Origin of the sequence: Mesorhizobium sp. C432A, assembly GCF_030323145.1 — a bacterium.
Lineage (GTDB): Bacteria > Pseudomonadota > Alphaproteobacteria > Rhizobiales > Rhizobiaceae > Mesorhizobium.
The window spans coordinates 3,888,128-3,911,987 of the sequence record NZ_CP100470.1 but is presented as its reverse complement, the minus strand read 5'-3'; the positions used below and the strand labels follow the sequence as shown (position 1 = coordinate 3,911,987).

At 63.9% G+C, this 23,860-nt stretch carries 20 protein-coding genes; 9 read left to right on the top strand and 11 right to left on the bottom strand.

Features of this window, described 5'->3' with window-relative positions:
* Positions 1-55: 55 nt before the first annotated feature.
* Entirely contained in the window at positions 56-472 is a 417-nt protein-coding gene (gene dksA / locus NLY33_RS18905) for an RNA polymerase-binding protein DksA (protein ID WP_023673491.1), read from the bottom strand.
* Positions 473-726: 254 nt separating this feature from the next.
* Here dksA and NLY33_RS18900 point away from each other — a divergent pair, with 254 nt between their 5' ends.
* From NLY33_RS18900 to NLY33_RS18885, 4 genes are all read left to right on the top strand, one after another.
* Complete coding sequence (locus tag NLY33_RS18900) at positions 727-1,230, top strand: SixA phosphatase family protein (RefSeq protein ID WP_023693370.1); 504 nt, start codon at positions 727-729, stop codon at positions 1,228-1,230.
* Between the two features lie 87 nt (positions 1,231-1,317).
* Complete coding sequence (locus NLY33_RS18895) at positions 1,318-2,796, top strand: YcjX family GTP-binding protein (protein WP_023707484.1); 1,479 nt, start codon at positions 1,318-1,320, stop codon at positions 2,794-2,796.
* Complete coding sequence (locus NLY33_RS18890; RefSeq protein WP_023706172.1) at positions 2,793-3,860, top strand: YcjF family protein; 1,068 nt, start codon at positions 2,793-2,795, stop codon at positions 3,858-3,860. The genes NLY33_RS18895 and NLY33_RS18890 overlap by 4 nt, the downstream gene beginning before the upstream one ends.
* 82 nt (positions 3,861-3,942) lie before the next feature.
* Entirely contained in the window at positions 3,943-4,491 is a 549-nt protein-coding gene (locus NLY33_RS18885) for a hypothetical protein (protein ID WP_023673495.1), read from the top strand.
* A gap of 344 nt (positions 4,492-4,835) precedes the next feature.
* On the opposite strand, the gene NLY33_RS18880 is transcribed toward NLY33_RS18885, so the two are convergent.
* The 3 genes from NLY33_RS18880 to NLY33_RS18870 form a co-directional block, all read right to left on the bottom strand.
* Complete coding sequence (locus tag NLY33_RS18880; RefSeq protein WP_023688654.1) at positions 4,836-5,102, bottom strand: hypothetical protein; 267 nt, start codon at positions 5,100-5,102, stop codon at positions 4,836-4,838.
* 183 nt (positions 5,103-5,285) lie between these two features.
* Positions 5,286-6,494, bottom strand: a complete 1,209-nt coding sequence (locus NLY33_RS18875) for an MFS transporter (RefSeq protein WP_023688655.1) — start codon at positions 6,492-6,494, stop codon at positions 5,286-5,288.
* Between the two features lie 60 nt (positions 6,495-6,554).
* Positions 6,555-7,544: an AraC family transcriptional regulator gene (locus tag NLY33_RS18870; protein WP_023706171.1), complete on the bottom strand. Its 990-nt coding sequence runs from the start codon at positions 7,542-7,544 to the stop codon at positions 6,555-6,557.
* A gap of 160 nt (positions 7,545-7,704) precedes the next feature.
* On the opposite strand from NLY33_RS18870, the gene NLY33_RS18865 reads away from it, so the two are divergent.
* Positions 7,705-9,552, top strand: a complete 1,848-nt coding sequence (locus NLY33_RS18865) for a monovalent cation:proton antiporter-2 (CPA2) family protein (protein ID WP_023707483.1) — start codon at positions 7,705-7,707, stop codon at positions 9,550-9,552.
* Positions 9,552-10,100, top strand: a complete 549-nt coding sequence (locus NLY33_RS18860; protein ID WP_031196577.1) for a DUF924 family protein — start codon at positions 9,552-9,554, stop codon at positions 10,098-10,100. The genes NLY33_RS18865 and NLY33_RS18860 overlap by 1 nt, the downstream gene beginning before the upstream one ends.
* Here the strand turns inward: NLY33_RS18860 and folK are convergent.
* Genes folK through folP form a run of 3 tightly spaced genes read right to left on the bottom strand, consistent with a single transcriptional unit; the run spans position 10,097 to position 11,857 of the window.
* Positions 10,097-10,615: a 2-amino-4-hydroxy-6-hydroxymethyldihydropteridine diphosphokinase gene (gene folK / locus NLY33_RS18855; protein ID WP_023706169.1), complete on the bottom strand. Its 519-nt coding sequence runs from the start codon at positions 10,613-10,615 to the stop codon at positions 10,097-10,099. The genes NLY33_RS18860 and folK overlap by 4 nt on opposite strands.
* Positions 10,599-10,958 carry a dihydroneopterin aldolase gene (gene folB / locus NLY33_RS18850; protein ID WP_023706168.1) on the bottom strand — a complete coding sequence of 120 codons (360 nt, stop codon included), beginning with the start codon at positions 10,956-10,958 and terminating at the stop codon, positions 10,599-10,601. Before folB ends, folK begins: the two co-directional genes overlap by 17 nt.
* Positions 10,959-11,011: 53 nt before the next feature.
* The gene (gene folP / locus NLY33_RS18845) at positions 11,012-11,857 is read right to left on the bottom strand and encodes a dihydropteroate synthase (protein WP_023706167.1); all 846 of its coding nucleotides are present in this window, start codon (positions 11,855-11,857) and stop codon (positions 11,012-11,014) included.
* A 148-nt stretch (positions 11,858-12,005) separates the two neighbouring features.
* Between folP and NLY33_RS18840 the strand changes: the two genes are divergently transcribed.
* Both NLY33_RS18840 and NLY33_RS18835 read left to right on the top strand, forming a co-directional pair.
* A complete protein-coding gene (locus NLY33_RS18840) occupies positions 12,006-12,626 on the top strand; it encodes a DUF922 domain-containing Zn-dependent protease (protein WP_031196576.1) in 621 nt (206 codons plus the stop codon).
* A gap of 232 nt (positions 12,627-12,858) precedes the next feature.
* Positions 12,859-14,343, top strand: a complete 1,485-nt coding sequence (locus NLY33_RS18835; RefSeq protein WP_023706165.1) for an MDR family MFS transporter — start codon at positions 12,859-12,861, stop codon at positions 14,341-14,343.
* 20 nt (positions 14,344-14,363) lie between these two features.
* Here NLY33_RS18835 and NLY33_RS18830 read toward each other — a convergent pair whose 3' ends face one another.
* The 3 genes from NLY33_RS18830 to NLY33_RS18820 form a co-directional block, all read right to left on the bottom strand.
* The gene (locus NLY33_RS18830; RefSeq protein ID WP_023673506.1) at positions 14,364-15,395 is read right to left on the bottom strand and encodes an NAD(P)/FAD-dependent oxidoreductase; all 1,032 of its coding nucleotides are present in this window, start codon (positions 15,393-15,395) and stop codon (positions 14,364-14,366) included.
* A gap of 104 nt (positions 15,396-15,499) precedes the next feature.
* Positions 15,500-15,820, bottom strand: a complete 321-nt coding sequence (locus tag NLY33_RS18825) for a 2Fe-2S iron-sulfur cluster-binding protein (RefSeq protein ID WP_023707481.1) — start codon at positions 15,818-15,820, stop codon at positions 15,500-15,502.
* 156 nt (positions 15,821-15,976) lie between these two features.
* Positions 15,977-16,315, bottom strand: a complete 339-nt coding sequence (locus NLY33_RS18820) for an Hpt domain-containing protein (RefSeq protein ID WP_023706163.1) — start codon at positions 16,313-16,315, stop codon at positions 15,977-15,979.
* 313 nt (positions 16,316-16,628) lie between these two features.
* On the opposite strand from NLY33_RS18820, the gene NLY33_RS18815 reads away from it, so the two are divergent.
* Positions 16,629-22,871 carry an apolipoprotein A-IV repeat region-like domain-containing protein gene (locus NLY33_RS18815; RefSeq protein ID WP_286438820.1) on the top strand — a complete coding sequence of 2,081 codons (6,243 nt, stop codon included), beginning with the start codon at positions 16,629-16,631 and terminating at the stop codon, positions 22,869-22,871.
* Positions 22,872-23,189: 318 nt separating this feature from the next.
* Here the strand turns inward: NLY33_RS18815 and NLY33_RS18810 are convergent, their stop codons facing one another.
* Positions 23,190-23,831: an ABC-type transport auxiliary lipoprotein family protein gene (locus tag NLY33_RS18810; RefSeq protein ID WP_444849047.1), complete on the bottom strand. Its 642-nt coding sequence runs from the start codon at positions 23,829-23,831 to the stop codon at positions 23,190-23,192.
* Positions 23,832-23,860 lie beyond the last annotated feature (29 nt).

Genomic DNA, 23,860 nt, shown 5'->3' with positions numbered 1-23,860 from the left:
ATGGCCGGGAAACCCGGCTATTTCTGATGAAACAGTCCTGCCTGACGGCAGCGGCTCAATCGTCGCGATAGACCTTCTCGCGGCGTTCGTGGCGCTCCTGCGCTTCGATCGACAAGGTCGCGATCGGACGCGCGTCGAGTCGCTTCAGCGCGATCGGCTCGCCGGTTTCCTCGCAATAGCCGTAAGTGCCTTCATCGATGCGCTGCAGCGCCGAATCGATCTTTGAAATGAGCTTGCGCTGGCGGTCGCGGGCGCGAAGCTCGATGGCCCGGTCGGTTTCCGAGGAAGCACGATCGGCGAGATCGGGGTGGTTGGCGTTTTCCTGCTGCAGGATTTCGAGGGTTTCGCGCGCTTCGCGCAGTATGTCGGTCTTCCAGGTGACGAGCTTCAAGCGAAAGTAGGATTTCTGCCGTTCGTTCATGAACGGCTCGTCTTCGGAGGGTACGTAATTGGCTGTAACGATATCGTTCATTCGACTCACCCAACAACCCCAAATTTGGCGCCTATATATTCGCGCAGAGAAGGCTGCACAAGCGTAATCCGCGCGCGTTTCACGCAATTGTTAATGCCGCGCGGGCGATCCTCAGCAAAGCCTTCCATAGGAAGGGCGCGGGCGAATTCGCACATGATTCGCTGCGCTTGGGCGTCGCCGCCCATTGTGCCTCAGGCCTTTCTCGTGGCTAATCCAGTTGTGTCATTGGTGGGCAGCACACCATTGGGGGTCCGGTGAGCAGACTGTATCTGTTGAGGCATGCGAAGGCTGGCTGGGCCCTGCCCGGCGTGCGCGACTTCGATCGCCCGCTCGACGCATCCGGCATTGCCGATGCCGAAATGATGGGGACGGCGATGCGTGCCCGCAACTACATCCCCGATATCACGCTCTGCTCCAACGCCAAGCGGGCGCGCCAGACGCTGGAAGGCATCGCCGGCCACACCGATACCGGCCGGGTGCTGTTCTTCGACACGCTCTACAGCGAGGATGCCGCCGGCTACCTCGCCATCATCCGCAGCAATGGCGGCCCCGGCTCGCTGCTGGTCATCGGCCACAATCCGATGACGGAAGACCTTGCCATGGCGGTCTCGGGCGACGGCGACGAGGCTGCTCGGGCCATCATGAACCATGGTTTCCCGACCTCCGGCCTTGCGGTCGTGCGCTTCGACGGCACCCTCACCGAGGCTGCGCAAGGCGCGGGCTACCTCGAAGCCTTCCTGACGCCCGTCGATCTCTGAGCCGAGCCGGCCGAGGCCGGGCGCCATTTCAAACTTGAACCGCAAAGCCTATATCGGCGCAAGAGAGCACGCCTGAGAGAACAGATTTTGGCATCATCGCTGACCACTTTCACCGACGAAGCGAGAATTGCCCTGGATACGCTGTCGGGGCGTGCGAGCGGGCTTTTTTCGCCGTCGCTTCGGCTGGGCGTTACCGGCCTGTCCCGGGCCGGTAAGACGGTGTTCATCTCGGCTCTCGTCCACAATCTCATCCATGGCGGGCGCCTGCCGCTGTTCGAGGCGCAGAAGTCGGGACGGATCGCTCGCGCCTTCCTCGAGGAACAGCCGGACGATGCCGTGCCGCGTTTTCAGTACGAGGACCATATCTCCGCCCTGGTCAACGACCGTGTCTGGCCGGACTCGACGCGCGCCATTTCGGAACTCAGGCTCACCATCGAATATGAGTCTGCCTCCGGTTGGAACCGGATGTTTTCCAGCGGCCGATTGTCGGTCGACATCGTCGACTACCCCGGCGAATGGCTGCTCGACCTGCCGCTGCTCGGCAAATCCTTCGCCGATTTTTCGCATGAAGCTTTTGAGATGGCTATGCTGCCGGTGCGGGCCGACCTGTCGCAGGACTGGCGGGCGCTGTCGGCGAGGATCGACCCCAATGCCGACGCCGACGAGATGACGGCGCGGCGCCTCGCCGAGAGTTTTGCCGCCTACCTCAAGGCCTGCAAGTTCGACGAGCGGGCGCTTTCGACCTTGCCGCCCGGCCGTTTCCTGATGCCTGGCGACCTCGAGGGATCGCCGGCGCTGACCTTCGCGCCCTTGCTGCTCAAGGGTGAGAAACGGCCGCGCTCCGGCTCGCTGCAAGCGATGATGGAGCGCCGCTACGAGGCCTACAAGACGCATGTGGTGAAACCGTTCTTCCGCGAACACATCACCCGCCTCGACCGCCAGATCGTGGTGATCGACGCCATGCAGGCGCTGAACGCCGGCCCCGGCGCGATGGCCGACCTGGAACGCGCGGTGACCGAAATCCTCTCCTGTTTCCGTCCTGGCCGAGGCAATTTCCTCACCGACCTGTTTTCACGCCGCATCGACCGCATCCTGGTTGCCGCGACCAAGGCCGACCATTTGCATCACGAAAGCCATGACCGGCTGCAGGCAATCGTGCGGCGGCTTGCCGACCGCGCCGTGGCGCGGGCAAATTTCACCGGCGCCGATGTCGACGTGGTCGCCATGGCGGCGGTGCGCGCGACGCGCGAAGGCACGGTCAAGCAAGGCCGCGAAACCCTGCCGGTGATCATCGGCACGCCGCTGAAGGGCGAGAAGATCAACGGCGAAACCTTTGATGGCAAAGCCGAAACCGCCATATTTCCCGGGGACTTGCCGGAGAAAATTGACGCGGTTTTCGACGTTTCCGAAGCCGACCACCGGCAGAGCAGCGACGATCCGGCGATCCGTTTCGTGCGCTTTCGCCCGCCAAAGCTCGAACGCACCGCTGAAGGCGTCACGCTGTCGCTGCCGCATATCAGGCTCGACCGCGCCTTGCAGTTCCTGATCGGAGACCATCTGGCATGACCGCGCCCCGCAGACCGGCAGCTTTCCGCATCGAGCCGGAGGCCGAACCGAAGCAGGAAACGCGCCGCCCCCATGCCGAGCCGCCGGCACGCAAGTCGCGCGCCGTCGTCGTGCCGGCCGAGATCGATGTCTTCGAGGAACCCGACATTGTCGCCGCCGAACCGCCGCCGGCGACCGCGCCACGCAGGCGCTCGCTGTTTGCCAGCCTGTTTTTCGGCGCGGTCGGCGTGCTGGTTTCGCTCGCCGTCGGCCTGTGGACCGACCAACTCATCCGCGACCTGTTCGAGCGCGCAGAGTGGCTGGGGTGGCTGGCAGCGGGAATGGCCGCAATTGCCGTGTTGGCCCTCGCGGTCGTGCTGGTGCGCGAATTCTTGGCTATCGCCCGGCTGGCCGAGGTCGAAAAACTGCAAAAGCGGGCGCTCGATGCCATGGCGCGCGACGATCCGAAGGCTGCAAGGGCCGTCGTCGAAGAGCTTTCGGCCTTTGTCGCTGCGAAACCCGAAACCGCGGCCGGCAGGCGCTCCCTGGCCGAATTGCGCGGCGAGATCATTGATGGCGGCAATCTGGTGCGACTGGCCGAAGCCGAGATTCTCGGGCCGCTCGATGCGAGAGCCAAGGTGATGATCCTCGAAGCAGCCAAACGCGTGTCGCTGGTCACCGCCGTCAGCCCCCGCGCACTCGTAGACGTTGCCTATGTCGTGTTCGAGGCCGGGCGCCTGATCCGCCGCTTGTCCGAACTCTACGGCGGCAGGCCGGGCACGCTGGGCTTTTTCCGGCTGGCGCGCAGCGTTCTTGCCCATCTGGCGGTGACCGGCTCGATCGCCGTCGGCGACAGCTTTGTCCAGCAGATCGTCGGCCATGGCCTTGCCGCACGGCTTTCGGCGAAACTCGGCGAAGGCGTGGTCAACGGCATGATGACGGCGCGTATCGGCATTGCTGCCATGGAGACGGCGCGGCCCCTGCCCTTCATTGCCGGCAGGCGGCCGGGTATGGGCGATTTCCTGTCGGCGCTGACCTCGTTTGCGGCCAGAAAAGAGAATGAAGCACCCGCCTCGACCAAGTGAACGCCCTCTCGCGGTCACCAAGCATTAACCAATCTTGTTCATGGTCGTCCAACAACAGCCTCCTTGTTGCCGGGTGTCGTCTATGAAAAGCGTAATCTTGTCCTGCGTCCTGCCCCTGGTCGCGCTTGCAGCACCTCTGGGCCCGACCGGGAAAGCCTTTGCAGCCGAGCCCGACAAACAGTTCTTCCGCACCGTCGAAGGCAAATGGGTCGGCCCGGGCGAAATCATCGCCGGCAAATACAAGGGCACGAAGTTCACCTGCAGCTTCGACGGCTCGACGCCGGACAACAAGACCGGCATGACGCTCGATGGCGACTGCCGCGTCGGTGTCTTCACCCAGAAAATGTCGGCGACCGTCGAGCGCAAGGGCCGCGACTACAAGGGCAATTTCATGGGCGGCGCCGCGGGGTCGGGCCTGGACATCATCGGCGGCAACGTGGTCGATGCCCGCAAAGTCGTCTTCACCATCAACCGCAACCAGCTGCGCGGCGTCATGCAGGCCCGCATTCCCGACGACAATTCGATGACGGTGACCATCGCCGTGCGCGTCGACCAGCAGCTGGTGCCGGTCATCGGCATGAGCCTCAAGCGCGTCGATGCCGTCGAAGTTGGCTCCATCGCCAAAAACTGACTCTCAAGCGGTTCCCCCAAAAAGCGCGGAACGGGGTTGCACTGCGCGATAGCTGAGCGATTCCGCTCAGCTCGATGTCGGAAAATGACAGGCCACCTTGCGGCCGGGTCGGCGCTCCTCAAGCACGGGCCGCTCGGTGCGGCACCTTTCTGCCGCGATCGGACATGTGGCGCGCAACCGACGATGTCAGCGTCTCCGACGGCCCAAGCCACAGCAAGGCCAACGTGTCAGGGTCCTGTGCGTGCCGGCCGTCCTTCGTGTCAGCGCGATGCGCTTTAAGAACACCAGCAAAAAAAGGCGGCGGCTACTCGAGCCACCGCCTTTCTCAATTTCCGAACGAAGAATCAGCCCTTGATGGCGGCCGTCAGCTCGTCATAGGCCTTGCAGGCGTCGGCCGGCGTGGTGGCGCCCTGATATTTGGTCGTCACAGCCTGCACCTTGGCGGTCAGGTCGGCGGCCTTGGACGGATCCTTGGTGATCGCCTCCTGCAGCGCGGCGGTCATTTCCTGCGCCTTCTTGGCCGCGATTTCCTGCGTGCATTCAGGCGCCTTCGAACAGGCCGATGCGGCAAGCATGGCGACACCCACGCCGACGAGCAAAAACTTCTTCATGTCAGTCATTCTCCTCACGAAGGCAGAACTTGATCGTCGCTGCCTTCCAACGGCCGAAGCCTGGCGTCCCATAGCCGCCGATTGCGGCAAAACGCAACGTGTGCGGCGCATAAACTTGTGCAGCGCTGCTGCAACGGCGCGGACGGCCTGATTGAGGCCGCCCGTGTCAGACGAAGCAAGGTTTCAGCCACGAGGCTGCAGCAGCGCCAGTGCGGCCGTCGCCGCGGCAAGGACGGCGGTTAGGGTCAAAGGCCCAGTAGCGCCATAGGTGTCCACGACATAACCGCCGACAACCGCGCCGACGGTGATGGCAACCTGGAAGGAAGTGACCATCAGGCTGCCTGCTGCTTCCAGCGCATCAGGCGCCGCGCGGGACATATTGGTCGGCAGCACCACCGGCGCCATGCCGAAGGCGAAGCCCCACAGCGTAACAAAGCCGAAGGCAACGCCGGTTTGCGCGCCCCAAAGCACCAAAGCGAGTGCCGCAAACGCCATCAACGCGGCGGTAACTGCGAGGGCCATGTGGATGTTGGTGTCGGCCAGGCGGCCACCGGCAATATTGCCGATCACAGCGGCGATGCCGAACCCGAGCAGCGCCAGGGCAATCGGCCCGGTTGTGAGGAGCGTCACCTGTTCGAGGAACGGGCGCACATAGACCGAGCCGGCAAAATGCCCGGTCATCAGCAGAACAATGGCAAGCATGCCGAGTTGGATGCCACGCCGCCGTGTCAGCCGAAAGACGTCTGCAAGGCTGTTGCTTGCCGCCGCAGGCAAGGTCGGCAGGCTGAGAAGCTGCAGCAGCATGGCAAGCGCGGCCAGCCCCGCCGTCATGGCCATGGCGCTGCGCCATCCCAGCCAGTCACTGATCAACGCACCCATCGACGGCGCGGCAATGGTGGCGAGCGAGACGCCGAGGGTCACGATCGCCATGCCGCGACCTGTCGCATTGGCGCCAACCAGCCGCGCCACGACGGCAACGGAAAGTGCCCAGAAAGCGCTAAGAGCGATCCCCAACCCGGCCCGGCCCAGCAACAGCAGCCAGAAATTGGGCGCCAGCGCCGCAAGAATATTGGAACCGACCGCCAGGGCCATGAGGCCAACCAGCACCGCCTTGCGGTTCAATCGACCGATGAGAACATTGCTCAACATGGCCGTCACGGCGCCAACGGAAGCGGTGGCGGTGACGACCTGTCCGGCCGTTCCCTCGCTGATGCCGAGATCGCGCGCCATCGGCGTCAACAGACCTGCCGGCAAGAATTCGGCAGACACCAGGGCAAAGCTGGTGGCCGCCAATGAAAGGACCGCGAACCAGGTGGCCGCGCTCCACGCGGCTGGTGCATCGGCATCAAGGCCAATGGCGGCGTCTTCAAGCTGTAATGTTGTGTCAGTCACGGGAAGATCTCCACAGTTTGGAGATCTTAGATAGGCGAGTCCGCCCGGATGTTATGTACCTTAAAATCCGAAATTCATATCCATTCGTCCGGGAATTGTGCGGCGCACAACGCCTGGCGAGACATTGGTGATGCGCTTGAACGCGCGGGCGAAGGACGCCTCGGAATCATAGCCCAAACGGGTAGCGACTTCGGCAACAGACAAGCCGTTTTGGCCCAGCAATTCGCGGGCAAGCTGCATGCGCAGGCGGGCGAGATAATGTGCGGCGCCCTCACCCAATACCGCGCTGAAGCGCTCGGCGAAAATCGAACGCGATTGGCCTGCCACGCCGGCCAGGCTTCCCAGCGTCCAGTTGTGGCCGGGATCGCGATGCATGGCCGCCAGAGCGCGCCCTATATGGGGGTCGCGGATGGCTGCAAGCCAACCGATGGTCGAGGCGCCGTTGCAATTGACCCAGCAGCGTATGAGCCTGGCTGTCAGCAAATCCGCCATACGCGACAGGATGGTGGCGCTGCCCATCTGCGGTTGCGCGGCCTCCACCGTCATGGCCGCCAGCAAAGGGCCGACCATCGGGTCATTGCCGGCCACGTCGCAACCCTTGATGAGAGGCGGCATCAACGTGATCAACGGATTGAGCGCATAGGAGCCGAGAGACATGGAGCCGCAGAAAAGGGTGCTTGTCGCGCCCGTTCCCTGCCGTATCACTTCGCAAACGTTGCCGCCCAACTTGATCACCTGGCAGCCCTCGAGCGAGTCGCCCACCACGTCCGGCGCACTCGCCAGCCGATGGGCGATGCCTTGCGGCAGCAGCACCAGATCGCCATCGCGCAACTCCTGCCAGCCTTGCGCTTCGGTGTGAATCCAGCATGGACCCTGGCCGACAAAGTGAAAACGAAGCAGTTGTTGTTGCGGAAAGTCTATGCTCCATGGGTGCCGGAGTTCGCAGCGGCCATAGTTGACGCCACTCAAGCGAAAGTCTTGCAGAACTTCGCTGAGCGCATCCATCGGGATATGTGGCAGCGGCGACGGCCGGGACGAATAATCAGGCATTTGTCAGATATAGATACCGGCCGTCCGACAGGCAAGCGCAGACTGTTGTTCCACCGGGGAATCGCTGCCACGGCACCCTACCCATCCTGGCAGGCTTCCCGCCCTTGCCTCCCGCTCCCGGTGCATGCAAGGAGTGCTGTCGGACACAGGGACAAGAGGCATGGCAGCGGAAGCATCGGGCAGCGATCTCATTCAGGTGGTGGCGCTGCTTGCCGCAGGCGTCGTCGCCGTTCCGATCTTCAAACGCATGGGGCTGGGCTCGATCCTAGGCTATCTCGCCGCGGGCGTGGTCATCGGCCCGTTCGGTATTGGCATTTTTTCCGAATCGGAAGCCATCCTGCATGTCGCCGAACTCGGCGTGGTCATGTTCCTGTTCATCATCGGGCTGGAGATGCAGCCGTCGCGGCTATGGGGCCTGCGCCGCGAGATTTTCGGCCTCGGCGCGCTGCAGGTCGGCGTCTGCGCCTTGCTGCTCACCGGTGTCGGTCTCGCCGGCGGCTTTCCGATCGCGCAATCCTTCGTTGCCGGCGCCGGCTTTGTCCTGACCTCGACGGCGATCGTCATGCAGCTTCTGGAAGAGCGTGGCGAGATGGCCAGCCCCAAGGGCCAGCGCATCGTGTCCATCCTGCTGCTCGAGGATCTGGCAATCGTGCCGCTTCTGGCGCTGGTCGCCTTCCTGGCGCCGGGCGGCAGCGAGATGACCCTGCAGCAAAGGCTGACCGAAATCGGCATCGGTCTTGGCGCCATCGTCGGGCTGGTGGTGGCCGGCCGCTATCTGCTCAACCCGTTCTTCCGCATCCTGGCCGACGCCAAGGCGCGCGAAGTCATGACGGCGGCAGCCCTTCTGGTCGTGCTGGGGTCGGCGCTGGTCATGCAGCTTTCCGGCCTCTCGATGGCGATGGGCGCCTTCCTCGCCGGCGTGCTGTTGTCGGAATCGACCTTCCGCCACCAGCTGGAGGCCGACGTCGAGCCATTCCGCGGCATCCTGCTTGGCCTTTTCTTCCTCGCCGTCGGCATGTCGCTCGACCTACATGTGGTGGCCGACAACTGGCGGCTGATCGCCGTCTATGTCGTCGCCTATATGGCGATGAATGCGCTCGGCATCTACCTCGTCGCCCGCTTGCTGAAGAGCGGTCATCGTGAAGCGCTGGAACGCGCCGTGATCATGGCGCAAGGCGGCGAATTCGCCTTCGTCCTCTATTCGGCCGCGGCGGCGGTTGGCATCATCGACAGCCGGGCCAACGCAACGCTGACCGCGATCATCATCATCTCCATGGTGCTGACGCCGCTGGCCATCATTGCGCTCAAATATGTGACGCCGCGCGACGAGCAGTCGCTTGAAGGCGTCGACATCGCCGACGGCCTTACCGGCAGTGTGCTGGTCATCGGCTTCGGCCGTTTCGGCCAGATCGCCAGCCAGCCGCTTTTGTTGCGCGGCATCGATGTGTCGATCATCGACAATGATGTCGAAATGATCCAGGCGGCCGCCGATTTCGGCTTCAAGGTCTATTATGGCGACGGCACGCGGCTCGACATTCTGCGCGCCGCAGGTGCAGGCCGCGCGCGCGCCGTGCTGATCTGCGTCGACAAGCCGGACGCCACGGTGCGCATGGCGGAACTGATCAAGGCGGAGTTCCCGTTGCTGACTGTCCTGGCGCGTGCCTTCGATCGCGGCACCGCCCTGTCGCTCATCCGCGCCGGGGTCGACTTCCAGCTGCGCGAGACCTTCGAATCGGCCCTCGTCTTCGGCGGTTCCGCGCTCGAGGTTTTGGGCGTCGAGCCGGAAGATGTCGCCAATGTCATCGAGGATGTGCGACGGCGCGACAATGCCCGACTGGAGACGCAGCTGGCCGAAGGCGTCCGCGCCGGGCAACGTTTCCTCAGGGGCAATACCGGCACGCCGATCCCGACGCCGCTGACGCAACCGCGCCGGCCCGGCCAGGCCCTGAACGAAGAGACCGCCGGCGTGCTGCACAAGCCCGAGCCCGCCGATCAGGGGGAAAGCTGATGACCGCATTGGATGAGCGCGCGCTCGCCGTCACCAAATTCTGGCGCGAGGCCGGCGAAGACGCGTGGTTCGAGAAGAACGACGCCTTCGACGCGGATTTCCGCAGCAGGTTTCTCGACCTGCACTTTGCCGCCGCGCGGCGAGAGTGCGACGCATGGTCGGAGCATGCCGAGGGTTCGCTGGCGCTGATGATCCTGCTCGACCAGTTTCCGCGCAACTGCTTTCGCGGCTCAGGCCATATGTACGCCACCGATCCGCTGGCGCGGTATTTTGCCGCCAAGGCGATCGCTGCCGGCCACGACCTTGCGCTGGAAGAAAACCTGCGCGTCTTCCTGTACCTGCCCTACGAACATTCGGAACTGCCCGCCGACCAGGACAGATCGGTCGAGCTCACCACCGCCAGGGCGCCGGAGTATGTGAAATACGCCATCGAGCATCGCGACATCATCGAGCGTTTCGGCCGCTTTCCGCACAGGAACAAGATGCTTGGCCGCGAGACGACGGCGGACGAACAGGCATTTCTCGATGGCGGCGGCTTCTCCGGTTAACCCAGCCACCAGTCGCGGCCGGAAGCCAGCCGCTCTATGCCTGACGTATCGACGGCGCTGAGCCGCTCGGTCACGCTCCTGCCGCCCACCGCCAGATCCGGCGCGATCTCTGCCAAGGGCGCCAGAACGAAGGCGCGCTCCAGCATCCGGGGATGGGGCACTTCCAGACCGGTCTCGTGGATGATGCGGTCGCCGAACACCAATATGTCGATGTCGATCAGGCGCGGACCCCAGCGCTCCTCGCGCACCCGCTTCAGCTTGCGCTCGGCGTCGAGGCAGAGGTCGAGCAGCGCCCTTGGCGCCAACGCGGTCGAGATTTTGGCAGCGGCGTTGAGGAAATCCGGCTGGTCGAGCTTGCCCCAGGGCGGCGTGCGATAGAGCGAGGAGACGGCGATGACACGCGTGTTCTCGTCGGCGTCCAGCAGGCGCAGCGCCGTGGCCATCGAGGCCGAGGGATCGCCGAGATTGCCGCCAAGGCTGAGATAGACCGTGTTATTGTTACTCTGGCCAGACAACGGTCACCTCGACGAAATCGAGCACGCCGGGCACCGGTGCGTTGGGCTTGCGCACGGTGATCTCGGCCTTCCTGATCTGCGGAAACCGTGAAGTCAGTGCCTTCGCTACTTCGAGCGCCAGCGCCTCGATCAGGAAACGGCGATGTCCAGTGACGATCTTTTCAATCACCGTGAAGGCGATGCCGTAATTGACGGTGTCCTCGATGGAATCATCCTCCAGTGGGCGGCTGGGCTCGACCGTCAACTCGGCATCGACATAAAAACGCTGGCCAAGCGCCTCTTCCTCATCCAGCACGCCGTGCCGGGCAAAGAAGGCGCAGTTCTTCATGCGGATGACGTACATTTCTTAGTGTCCTGGCATTTCTTAGTGTCCTGGCATTTCTTGGTGTCCTGGGCTCAGCGTCCTGGCTTTTCACGCGCCAGCATAGCATCGGCGACGGCCAGTGCGTCCATGTTGATTGCGACATCGTGAACGCGAAACAGATCGGCGCCCTTCAGCCTCAGAATGACACTGGTGGCTGCCGTCCCGGCGGCGCGCGCGCCGGCTTCGCGGCCGGTGACGGTGCCGATGAAGCGTTTTCTGGACGTGCCGGCCATCAAGGGAAAACCGAGCTCCTTAAGCTCGGAAAACCGCGCCATCAGGTCGAGGTTTTCCTCAGCCGTCTCCTTGGCGAAGCCGAAGCCGGCATCGAGTACGATATGATCGTCCGCAACGCCGCTGCGCCTGGCGATTTCCAGCGAAGCCTTGAGGAACAAAAACTGGTCGGCGATGACGTCGGGCAGTTTTTGCCGCTCGCGCCCGGTATGCATGATGACCAGTCCGGCGCCGGTCTCGGCGGCGACGCGGGCGATGCCGGGTTCACGCTGCAAGCCCCAGACATCGTTGACGATATGCGCACCGGCGGCGACGGCGAGGCGCGCGGTTTCCTCGCGATAGGTGTCGACCGACATCAGGGCTTCGCCTGAACCGGCAAGTGCTGCAATCACCGGCAGGATGCGGGCCTGCTCTTCTTCAGGCGCTACGGGAGAGGCGCCGGGGCGTGTCGATTCCCCGCCGATATCGATGACGGCGGCCCCCTCTTCGACCATGCGGTGCGCCTGAACCACCGCCTGATCATGTGTGATGAACAGCCCGCCGTCGGAAAAACTGTCCGGCGTGACGTTGAGAATGCCGACCACAATAGCTTTCTCGCCAAGGTCGAGATGGCGCCCATGCGCCAGTTGCCATCGCCTTGTCGTCATTGTCCTTCAACCATGTGTCTCATTGGCATGTGGCTCATTGGCATGTGGCTCATCGAGCGCTTGCAATCCATCAACGATGCGTGATCGGTGGAAGATCAATTCCGTTGCGCCGGCAACGGCCGTAAAGCAAGGTGAGTGAAGAGGCAACATGATGAAACGACCCCTGCTCTGCGCCATGATGCTGGCTTTGACCGCTCTGCCGGCGAATGCTGCCAATCTGGTGAAGACTTACAGCTATTTTGCCATCGGCGGCAGCACGCTCGATGACATCGAGACGCAATTGTCGAAACATGGACCCGAGGTGAAAAGCACCGGGATGCGGCATCCGGGCGCCACCCAGATGGCGTTCACCACCCGCATTAGCTACGCGCAAACCGCTGACACCTGCCGCATCGCCAAGGCCGCCGTCACCGTCAAGGTCAAGGTCATCCTTCCGGAGTGGCGCAGGCCGCGCAAGGCCGATCCCGATGTCAGGCTGTTCTGGGACACGCTGTCGGCCGACATCAAGCGCCATGAGGAGCGTCATGTCGAGATCGCCAAGAACCACGGCCGTCTGCTCGAAGACGCGCTGAACGCGAGCTTTGCGCAAAAGACCTGCGCCGGGGCCAAGGCGAAGGCGGCGCAGATCACCGCGGCCGAACTCGCCAGGCATGACCAGGACCAATTGCGCTTCGACCGCGTGGAAGGCGTGAATTTCGAAAGCCGCATCCTGCGGCTGCTGCGCTACCGCATGCAGCGCGTCGAGAACGGCCAGCTTCCGCCCGGCTGAAACACGGACTGATACCAAGCCAATTCTGCCGAAACATGAGGCCAGCCCCAGAAAATTTTCGGGCAAAGGTCGAAATCGGCCTATACGGGACGACATATGTCAGGCTCGCAAGATATGTCAGGTGGCAAGGCGCGAGCTTCGAAACACCAGATCAAGACCAATCGAGGCGGCGTATAGCGGAGCGGCCATTTGGCGCCGCGCAATCGCTCTCGAACGTTATGGATGAACTGATATGGACCAGGCTGTCGACAAGCCGGCTAGGGTGGCGCCCGCCGCGCCGCTGACGGAAAGCGAGAAGAACGTCATCATCGCCGGCATCCTTTTGTCGATGCTGCTGGCGGCGCTCGACCAGACAATCGTCGCGCCGGCCATGCCGACCATCGGCCGTTCGCTCGGCCATGCCGACTACCTGCCGTGGATCGTGACCGGCTATCTCCTGACGGCGACGGCCATGGCGCCGCTCTACGGCAAGATTTCCGACGTCTATGGCCGCCGGCCGACCGTCTATGCGGCGATCCTGATCTTCCTTCTGGGATCGCTGGTCAGCGCCATGGCCCCCAACATGTTCGTGTTGGTTGTCGGCCGGGCGATCCAGGGTGCGGGCGGCGGCGGCCTGTTCGCCCTGGCGCAGATCGTCATCGGCGACCTGGTGCCGCCGCGCGAACGCGCGCGTTATGCCGCCTGGATTTCGGGCACCTGGGCGGTCGCCAGCATCGCCGGGCCTTTGCTCGGCGGCGGATTTGCCGAACATCTGCATTGGTCGCTGATCTTCTGGATCAATATCCCGCTCGGCATCTTGGCCATGGCCATCATCAACAAGCCGCTGCGCAAACTGCCGGTCGCCGCAAAGCGGCATCGCATCGACGCGCTGGGCGCGCTGCTTCTGGTGGTGGCGACGGCATTGCTGCTTTTGGCCCTCAACTGGGGCGGCAGCGCCTATCCATGGGCCTCGCGCGAGATCGTCGGCCTGCTGGCCTGTTCGGCGGTCTTCTGGGGTGCGTTCGCGCTCAGGCTGATGCGTGCGGCCGAGCCGCTGATTTCGCTTGAAGTGCTGAGCAATCCGATCGTGCTTGCCGGCACGGCGTCGATGTTCCTGCTGCAGGCCGCTAATATCGGCCTGTCGGTGTATCTGCCGGTCTATCTGCAGTCGATCATCGGCCTGTCGGTCAGCCAGTCGGGCCTTGCCATGCTCGGCCTGCTGCTCGGAACGGTCGCCGGCGCGACCTTCAGCGGCCGCACGATACCGCGCTTCTTCCACTATAAGCGCATCGCCATGGTCGGCGTTCTCTTCGCCATTGTCTGTCTTGGCGTGCTCAGCCTGGTCGCTGGCCGCGCCTCGCTGCTGGTCGTCGAGCTCTTGACCATCTGCATCGGCCTTGGAAGCGGCACCACCTTCCCGGTCGCCACCGTATCGGTGCAGAACGCCGTCGACCGCGCGCATCTCGGCGTTGCCACCGGCGTGCTGACCTTCCTGCGTTCGCTGGGCAGTGCGCTCGGCGTCGCCATGCTCGGCGCCGTCGCGCTCGGCTATGGCCTGCCGCTTGCCGGCGAAGGCGCGCCGGCTGCCGGACAGATCGTCTCGGCGACGCCCTTCATGATGATCTTCCTTGCCGCGGCGGTCACGCTCGTGCTGGCGCTGATCACGCTGGCTCTGATGCCGGAGAAGTCACTGCGCGGCCGCGACGACGCCGAGGCGCCGGTCGTTCTGGTGGAGTGATCCGGAAAGCCCTGTAGGACCTACTCCACGACGCCGAGCTTCTTCTGCAGGCTGGTCGACGACGTCGTGTACTGGAAGACGATGCGCTCACCGGGGCTGATGATGCGCTTGGCGGCCTGCGCCATCAGCGCCACCTCGTGAAAACCCGACAGGATCAGCTTCAGCTTGCCTGGGTACCAGTTGATATCGCCGACGGCAAAGATGCCTGGCACCGAGGTCTGGAATTTCTCGGTATCGACCGGAATGAGGTTCTCATGAAGGTTGAGCCCCCATTCGGCGATTGGTCCCAGCTTCATGGTCAGGCCGAAGAATGGCAGCATGCGCGTGCACGGCACCTCGATGTCGCCGTCAGGCCCGCCCTTGATGGTAGCAGAGGCCAGCTCGCCGTCGGCGCCGGTCAGGCCGCTCACCTGGCCGACCCGGAACTCCAGCTGCTTCATCTCCTGCATGGCATACATCTTGTTGACGCTGTCGGGCGCCGCCCTGAATTCCGCGCGCCGGTGGACCAGTGTCACGCTTTTTGCCACCGGCTGCAGGTTCAGCGTCCAGTCGAGTGCGGAATCGCCGCCGCCGACGATGACGAGGTCGTGGCCGCGGAATTCCTCCATACGGCGCACCGAATAGAAGACGCTCCTGCCCTCATAGGCCTCGATGCCGGGAATGGGCGGCCGTTTGGGCTGGAACGAGCCGCCACCGGCGGCGATCACCACCACCTTGGCTTCGAACACCTCGTTCTCGTCGGTGGTGACCCGAAATGAGCCGTCGTCCAGCTTTTCCAGGCTGGAGACCATGCGGTTGAAGGTAAAATCCGGCTTGAACGGGTGAATCTGCTCCAGCAGTCTGTCGACCAGCCCTTGCGCCGAGATCGAGGGCCAGCCTGGAATGTCGTAGATCGGCTTTTCCGGATAGAGTTCGGCGCATTGGCCGCCGGGCCGGTCGAGGATATCGATCAGATGGCACTTCATGTCGAAGAGGCCGAGTTCGAACACGGCGAACAGGCCGACCGGCCCCGCCCCGACAATGAGTGCGTCCGTCTTGATTACATCGGTCATGCCAGGCGAGCCTCATTGTCAAACTGGGGCGAAACTGGCGCGAGACTGCATGAGCATTGGCCCGCTGCCAAGCGGCGGCGGGAAAAATCAGATGGTACGGGAGATCAACCCTGGCGAGCCGGCACGCGCACGACGAGGCCGTCAAGCGCGTCGCGCACCTTGATCTGGCAGGACAGGCGCGAGTTCGGCTGGACGTCATAGGCGAAGTCCAGCATGTCCTCTTCCATCGCCTCCGGCTCGCCGACCTCGGCCGTCCAGGCTTCGTCGACATAGACATGGCAGGTCGCGCAGGCGCAGGCGCCGCCGCATTCTGCCTCGATGCCCGGCACCGCGTTGCGGATCGCATTCTCCATGACGGTCGAGCCGTTTTCGGCCTCGACATCGAAAGGAGTGCCGTCATGGGCAATGAAGGTCAGCTTGGTCATTTGTCACCTGAAGGGAGTCCCAGCCGAGATAATCACTCCGCCGGACAAGTCAACTGCCGCGCGAAAGCGCCGCTTTGTGACGTTTTTTCGGAAAGCGGCCAAAGCACGCCCTGGCCCCGTCGATTCATCCCGGTGGCCGCTGCCGAGCGGCAGCCATTACCGGCTGATGGCGGCGATGAAATCGCGCACTTCCTCGATCAGGGCGCCGAGGCGCTTGAGGATGCGCGCATCTTCCGGCTGCTGTTCGATCGAGGTGGCGCAGTCGGCGATGGCAAAGGCGCCGACCCCGCGCGCCGAACCTTTCAGCCCATGCGCCAGAAGCAGTCGCTCCCTGACGTCGGCATCGACAATTCTGTCGCGGACGGAAAGCGCCTGCTGTACGAACAGTGCCAATACCTCCTGTTCGAGGGCGCGATCGCCCATTGTCTGACGGGCCAGATGGGCCAGATCCACTGGGCGCGAACGGGCCGGTCCCGACGCATCGCCGCCCGGCATTGAGAAGGCAATGCCGCTTTCACCGCGTACCAATTTGAAACTCCTTGTGCCGATCGCCGAAAAAACTAGGCGATTTCCGTCGCCAACGCGTTAATGAATGGGCTGGAAAATTGTTGCCGCTGATGCGATTAGATCACGTTGTCGTTAACCTTATATTTAAAGTTTTACGTATCTCGCGGAATGCATGTTTTCTTTACCCCTGTGTGTCATTACGATACGAAGGTCCATTTTCAGCCTCCTGCGTGGGATAAGACGAGCCAGAATCAGGCAAAAATAAGAAGTCCCTCGGCAGCTAGTACAGGGTAGCGAAGGCATGGCGAAGAAACCAACGACGACCAGAACTCTCGACAGCGACGTAGCCAGGGAACTCGAAAAGGCACTAGACCTCGATCTCAGCGGAGACGGCAGCGGCGATCTCGATATCGCGGCGTCGATGGAAGATCTGGAAGCGCAGATATCGCAGGCCGCGGACGAACTGGCGCGCGAAGGCCGCCCCCAGAAGCCCGCCCCCGCTCAAAACGCGCCCGTCCAACAAAACCAGAGTGCGAAGCCGGCAGTCAAGCCCGCCGAGCTGCGCCCGGTCGAATCGCGCAACAGCGCCCAGCCAGCCGGCTTCAAGCCGGCAAACGATGACCGCCAGAAAGATTACAAGACGCTGCTGCACAGCCTCAACCGGCGCGCGTCTAGCACGATCTATTGGGTCGTGGCGTTCGTGTCGCTGGCCTGGATCGCCGGCGCCGGCGGCCTCGCCAATCTGCTGTTTGGCCCCAGCATCTGGAAAATTCGTACGTTCGATCAAATCCTGGCCCGCCCTGAACTGATCGGCCTAGCGATCGCGGCAATCATACCGGTCGTCCTGTTTTGGGCCTTCGCGGCGATGATCCGCCGCGCGCAGGAAATGCGCATTGCCGCGCAATCGATGACGGAGGTGGCTTTCCGCTTGGCGGAGCCGGAAAACCTCGCCCAAGACCGCGTGATGATGATCGGCCAGGCCGTTCGCCGTGAAGTGGCGGCGATGGGCGAAGGCATCGAGCGCACGCTGGCGCGCGCCGTCGAGCTCGAAACTCTGGTCCACAGCGAGGTCAACCAGATCGAACGCTCCTATTCGGAGAATGAATCGCGCATCCGGTCGCTGGTCGACGGGCTGGGCAGCGAGCGCGAAGCCGTCGTCACTCATGCCGAGCGCGTGCGCGCCTCGATCACCGGCGCGCATGAAACGCTGAAGGACGAGATCGGCGCCGCCTCCGACATTATTCGCGACTCTATCCTCAACGCGTCGACCAAGCTGTCGATGACGATCACCAATTCCGGCGACACGCTGATCGACCGCATCAATGAAAGCTCGATGTCGATCTTCGATTCCGTCGAAACCCGGCTGGATTCGATCACCGACCGGCTGTCGACATCGGGCGAAGCCTTTGCTTCGCTGCTCGACACCCGCATCGCCAAGCTGACGGACACCACAGACGGCCTGACCCGGTCGCTGACCGACCTGCTCGACGACCGCACCACCGGTATGGTGTCGCTGCTCGGCGGCGCCGCCCGCACCCTGAGCTCGGAATTCGAGTCCAGCCTGAACGGCATCGAGCGGACGCTGGCCGAGCGCGGCCAGGCGCTGATCAGCGAATTCCAGACCCGCGCCGAAGCACTCGATACCGGCACGCAGAAGCTCAACGCCGCGCTCGAGGCGCGCGCCCGCCAGATCAACGAAACGCTGGTCGAGCGCGCCCGCGAGATCGCCCACACCTTTGCCGAGAGCAAGGATCATTTGTCGGCGATGATCGATCAGGGCAAGACCCAGATCGGCGCCGACATGGCCGACATCGTCTCGTCGACCTCGTCGATGCTCGAAGCCCGCGCCAGCGATTTCGCCGGCCGCATGGAAGCCGCCCGCCATGTCGTGTCGCGCTCCTTCGACACCGACATCCAGCGTCTTGCCGATGCCCGCGTCGGCATCGAGGACGCCGTCGAAAACCACAGCCGCAAGCTGTCCGAAAGCCGCGAACGCATGGCGGCTGCCATGCAGGCGGACCTGGCGAAGTTCGCCGAGGGCCGTGCCGGCATCGATGCGGCCGTAACCAACCAGGTGCAGAAGCTGGCCGAAGGCCGCAACCTGATCTCGCGCGCCCTGGAAGAGGATCTGCGCAAGGTCAACGAGTCGCGCGCCGCCATCGACGCGTCGCTGGGCAGCCATCTCGAGCGGCTTGAAGAAGGCCGCAACCGGCTCAACCAGGCTTTGCATGAAGACTCCGGAAAACTTGTGCAAGCCCGTACGATCATTGACGAAATGGTCGCCGGACATGTCGGTAAACTGGCCGAAGGCCGCAACATTCTGTCGCGCGCCCTGGAAGCCGATCTCGGCAAGCTCGCCGACAGCCGCGCCTCGATTGACGGGCTGGTCGCCGGCCAGGTTGAAAAGATCGCCGAAGGCCGCGCCATCCTGACCAAGGCGCTCGAAAACGACATTATCGGCATCAAGGGCGTGATCGAGAACCACTCGGCGAAACTGGCCGAGGACCGCACCGAACTCAGCAAGGCGCTGGAGAACGACCTATCCGGCATCAGGGGCCTGCTCTCCGACCATTCGAGCCGGCTTGCCGACGATCGTGGCCTGTTGTCACAGACGCTCGAGGCCGACCTCGCCAAGCTCGCCGAGAGCCGGTCGAGCATCGACGGGCTGGTCGCCGGCCAGGTCGAGAAGCTGGCCGAGGGCCGCGATATCCTCAAGCGCGCGCTCGAAGCCGACCTCAACACCATCAAGGGTGCCATCGCGGATCATTCCGACAAGGTGGCGGACGAGCGCGGTCAGCTTTCCAAGGCATTGGAGGCCGACCTGCAAAATGTGAACAGCCTGATCGCCGACCACTCGAACCGGCTTGTCCAGGATCGTTCGACGCTATCCCAGGCGCTTAAGGATGACCTTCAGAACGTGAACAGCCTGATCACCGACCACTCGAGCCGGCTTGTCCAGGATCGTTCGACGCTATCTCAGGCGCTTCAGGACGATTTGCACAATGTCAGCGGCATCATGGCCGATCATCAAAACAGGCTCGTCCAGGACCGTTCGGCGCTCTCAAAGGCACTGGAAGACGACATCGCCAAGCTGGCGGAGAGCCGCTCCAACATCGATGGGCTGGTCGCCGGACAGGTCGAGAAGCTCGCCGAGGGCCGCGACATCCTCACACGGGCGCTCGAAGCCGATCTCAATGCGATCAGGAGCGCCATTGCCGACCAGTCGCAGAAGCTGAGCGAAAACCGTGGCGAGTTCGCACGGGTGCTGGAAGCGGATTTGGAAAATGTCAACAGCCTGATCGAGGGTCACAGCGACAAGCTCGTCCGGGATCGCGCGACGCTGTCGAAGGCTCTCGAGGACGACCTCGCCAAGCTGGCCGAGAGCCGGTCGAGCATCGACGGACTGGTCGCAGGCCAGGTCGAGAAGCTGGCCGAGGGGCGAGACATCCTGAAACGTGCGCTGGAAGCCGACCTGCAGAAGCTGTCGGCAAGCCGCGGTGAGGTTGACGACATCATCGCCGGCCATGTCGGCAAGCTGGCCGAAGGCCGCAACATGTTGACCCAGGCGCTGGAAGACGATCTGGCAAAGCTCGCCGACATTCGTAAGGATGTCGACCGCTCGCTGTCGGGCCATATCGACCAGATTGCCGGCAGAAGCACCGATATCTCGGCGGCAATCGCTGCCGATGTCGAGAAGATCGAGCAGGCCTTCAGCAAGCAGACCGGCATCATCGAAGAGCGCGCCGGAACCATGGAGCGCGCGTTGTCGGTGGGTGTCGACAATGTCCGCAGCGTGCTCGAAAAGAGCGCCGTCTTCGTTGCCGGCGCGCTCCGCGAGAAGGTGATGGAAGTCACCAGCGCGCTGCACGAACAGGCCGGTGCTGCCTTCAGTGACGCGGACCGCAAGATCGCCGAGCGTGCCGAGCAGACCTCGGCCGCCCTTTTGGCCCGGGCCGAGGACATCGCCCGGACCTTCGAGGACGCGGATCGCCGTATGCACGCACGTGCCGAGGACACATCGAGCGCCCTGATTGCGCGCGCAGAGGATACGACGAACGCCTTGCTGGCCCGCGCCGAGGACACGACGAACGCCTTGCTCGCTCGCACCGAGGATACGTCGAGCGTGCTGCTTGCCCGGCACGACGAGACGTCGAACTCGCTGCTCGCCCGCGCCGAAGAAACGGCCGGACGGCTGGCTGCCCGCGCCGGCGAGATCGCCGGCACGTTCGACGCCGCCGACCAGAAGCTGGTCGCCCGCGCGGTCGAGACGGCGCAGTCGCTGGCCGACCGCGCCGGCGACATCCTGCGTAACTTCGAGGGCGCCGACCAGCGGCTGAGCATGCGCATCGGCGAATCCGCCGAAGCGCTCGCCGCCCGCGCCTCCGACCTTGGCCGCATCTTCGACGCCGCCGACCAGCAGCTGATCTCGCGCATTGCCGAGGGTTCGGACGCGCTGTCGGCACGCGCCACCGAGATCAGCCGCATCTTCGACGAGGCCGATCACCGCCTGGTGTCGCGCATCGCCGACTCCACGTCGACGATCGGCGAGCATGCCGACAACATCGTCGGCGCCTTCGCCAGCACCGAGCAGCGTGTTGCCGAACGCGCACGCCAGACCGGCCAGGAACTTGCCGTCCACGCCCGCGAGATGGAGCAGGCTCTTGCCGGCGCCGATGAGCGACTGGCCGCGAGCGTTGCGTCCGCAGCTTCGCGCGTCGAGGAACAGGTCGCCAACGTCGAGAACCGCCTTCTTTATACGACGGAGACGATGGGTCAGAAGCTCAACGAGCAGGTTTCCAGCGCAGAAGCTCAGCTGATCTCGCGCGCCAACACGATTGCGGAGACTTTTACCGCGGTCGGCCAGCACATCGGCCAGAGCACCAACGACGCTGCCAAGACCATCGGCACCAATACCCGCGAGCTCAACACGATGCTGGCGGCGCGTTCGGCCGAGATGGCGAAGATCCTGGACGAAACCGCGCGGCCGCTGGTCGAGCGCTTCGCCCAGGGCGGCTCGGAACTGCAAAAGAGCATGGAAGAGGTCACCGAACGCGCGACCGAGAAGCTGCGCAGCGAAAATGCCGCCCTCGTCAACGCGCTCGCCAGCCGCACCGCCGAAACGCTGTCGGCCGTCGAAGGCGCGCGCTCGTCGCTCGCCGATAGCGTCGCCGACCTCATCGGCCGCATGAGCGTCTCCAGCTCGCAGCTTGGTGAGCTGATCGAACAGGCGGCGATCAACCTCGGCCAGGTTGACGAACGTCTGAGCGGCAGCACGCAAAGCTTCGCGGCAACCACCGAAAAGGCCGCGCAGACCTTCGCCAGCTCGGCCCGCCTGGTCGATTCGAACACGACGCGGCTTACCGAATTGTCGTCGTCGACCCTGCGCGAAGTGGCCTCGATCGCCACCAAGTTCGACGAGCACAGCCGCTTGCTGTCCTCGGCTTCGGATCTGTTGAGCTCGGCGCAGAGCAATCTGGAGCACACGCTTGAGCGGCAGTCGTCGCTCGAAGATCTCGCCGTCGGCCTGGTCAAGAAGTCGGAAGACCTCGAGAAGGTGATGCGTTCGTTCGAAAACCTTGTCGGCCAGACGATGCAGAATGCCGAAGGCAAGACGCTGGCATCAGCCGACAAGATCCGGATCGCCATAACGGAAGTGGTCGATTCGGCAACCAGCCGGTTCGCCGATGCGACCGAGGAGATGCGGCGCACCGCAAGCTCGATCAAGAGCGAGCTCGACCTCACCCGCGCCGAGCTCAAGAAGGGCGTCATCGAGATGCCGGAAGAGGCCAAGGAATCGACCTCGGCGATCCGCCGTGCCGTTGCCGAACAGATCAACGCGCTCAAGGAACTTTCGGATATCGTTGCGAAATCGGGACGCGGCGGCGACAATGCCGAACCGCGCGCCCTGCGCCCGGCGCCTCAGGCGCCAGTGCAGCGCCCGGCCGAGCCGGTACGCCGCCCGCCGCCGGCTCCACAGCCGGAGCGCCCTGCTCCGCAGGCGCCGCTCGGCGGCCTGCGTGGCACGCTCGATATCGAACGCCCTGCCGAAGCACCGCGCCAGCGCGACGCCAACGCCCGTACGCCGCAAGGCGGCTGGGTGCGCGATCTCCTGACCGGGGCATCGCGCGAGGAGGAAGTCGCCAGGCCGGCAGCGCCCGCGGAAGCACCGCGCGCGGCTCCCGCCCAGCGCTCGCCCCTGCATGTCATGGAGTCGCTCAACTCGCTCTCGGTCGATATCGCCCGGGCGATCGACCACGACGCCTCTATCGAGCTGTGGAACCGCTACCGGCGCGGCGAGCGTGACGTGTTCACGCGCCGCCTCTACACGCTCAAGGGCCAGCAGACCTTCGATGAAATCCGCCGCAAATATCAGGCAGAGGCGGAGTTCCGCGCCGCCGTCGACCGCTACTGCGACGATTTCGAGAAGCTGCTCAAGGACGTCTCGCGCAACGACCGCGACAACATCATGGCGCAGACCTACCTGACGTCGGACACCGGCAAGGTCTACACCATGCTGGCCCATGCGAGCGGCCGTTTGCACTGATTGAGGCGACACCACAGACACAGAAAAGGCGCGGGAAGTTCCCGCCTTTTCTTTGTGCAAAATGTCGGTCTGCGCTGCCCTTCATCCGCCTGCCGGCACCTTCTCCCCGTATAGCGACGGGGTGAAGGGAGATGGCATCAGCCTCGCCGCCCGTACTGCAACGGTGACAATTGGCGGAATCATTGGCGGCGGCGTTCTTTCGCCCGTCACTATACGGGGAGAAATGCCCGGCAGCGCAATGAGGGTCAGCGCGAACCTGCGATATTTGGTCGAGTGATGGCTTAACGCGACGAACGATCGTTCGAAGCCTCGACCGGCTCAGATCACCGAATCCGTCCAGCCCACAATATCCTTCGCCGCCTCGCCGAAGGCGCTGTCGAGCGCGTTGACATAGGCCGGATTGCCGCTGCCGGAGACGGGAGCGGATGCGGTAAAGCTTTTGGAGGCGCGCACCTCGCCGTTGCGGTCGTTCAGGATGCGCACGAAGAGATTGACCTCGGCATGCTCGCCGCCATTGACGCGGACTTCGAAGGAGCGGATCTCGACAATCACCTGGTAGTCGATCGCCAGCCCCTCGCCCGGCTTGCCTACGCCGGCAAAGCTGCCGGAGCGCTGGAAGGTTTCGGCGAGCCTCGCCTGCACGATCAGCGGCAGCCGGTCGGCCCATTGCGCGCCCTTGAGATACTGGATCGAGCGATCTGACGGCTTGATGACGATGTTCTGGCTGTCCAGCGCCTTGAGCGCGGATGGCTGGGCGATCAGGATCTGGCGGCGGCTGTGGCCATGCGCGTCGATCGACGGGGCGGACAGCTCGAACGTATCGAGTGGCGCCGGCTTGCCTCCCAATGCCGCGCAACCAGCCAGCGTCAGGCCAAGCAAAACGACTGCCGATCTATACCCACCCAACCCGAACGTCACGCGTGATCCCCACTGTCCCCGGATCGTATGATGAATCCGCATCCGCGGTCCATGTAATTGCTGCGGGCGGG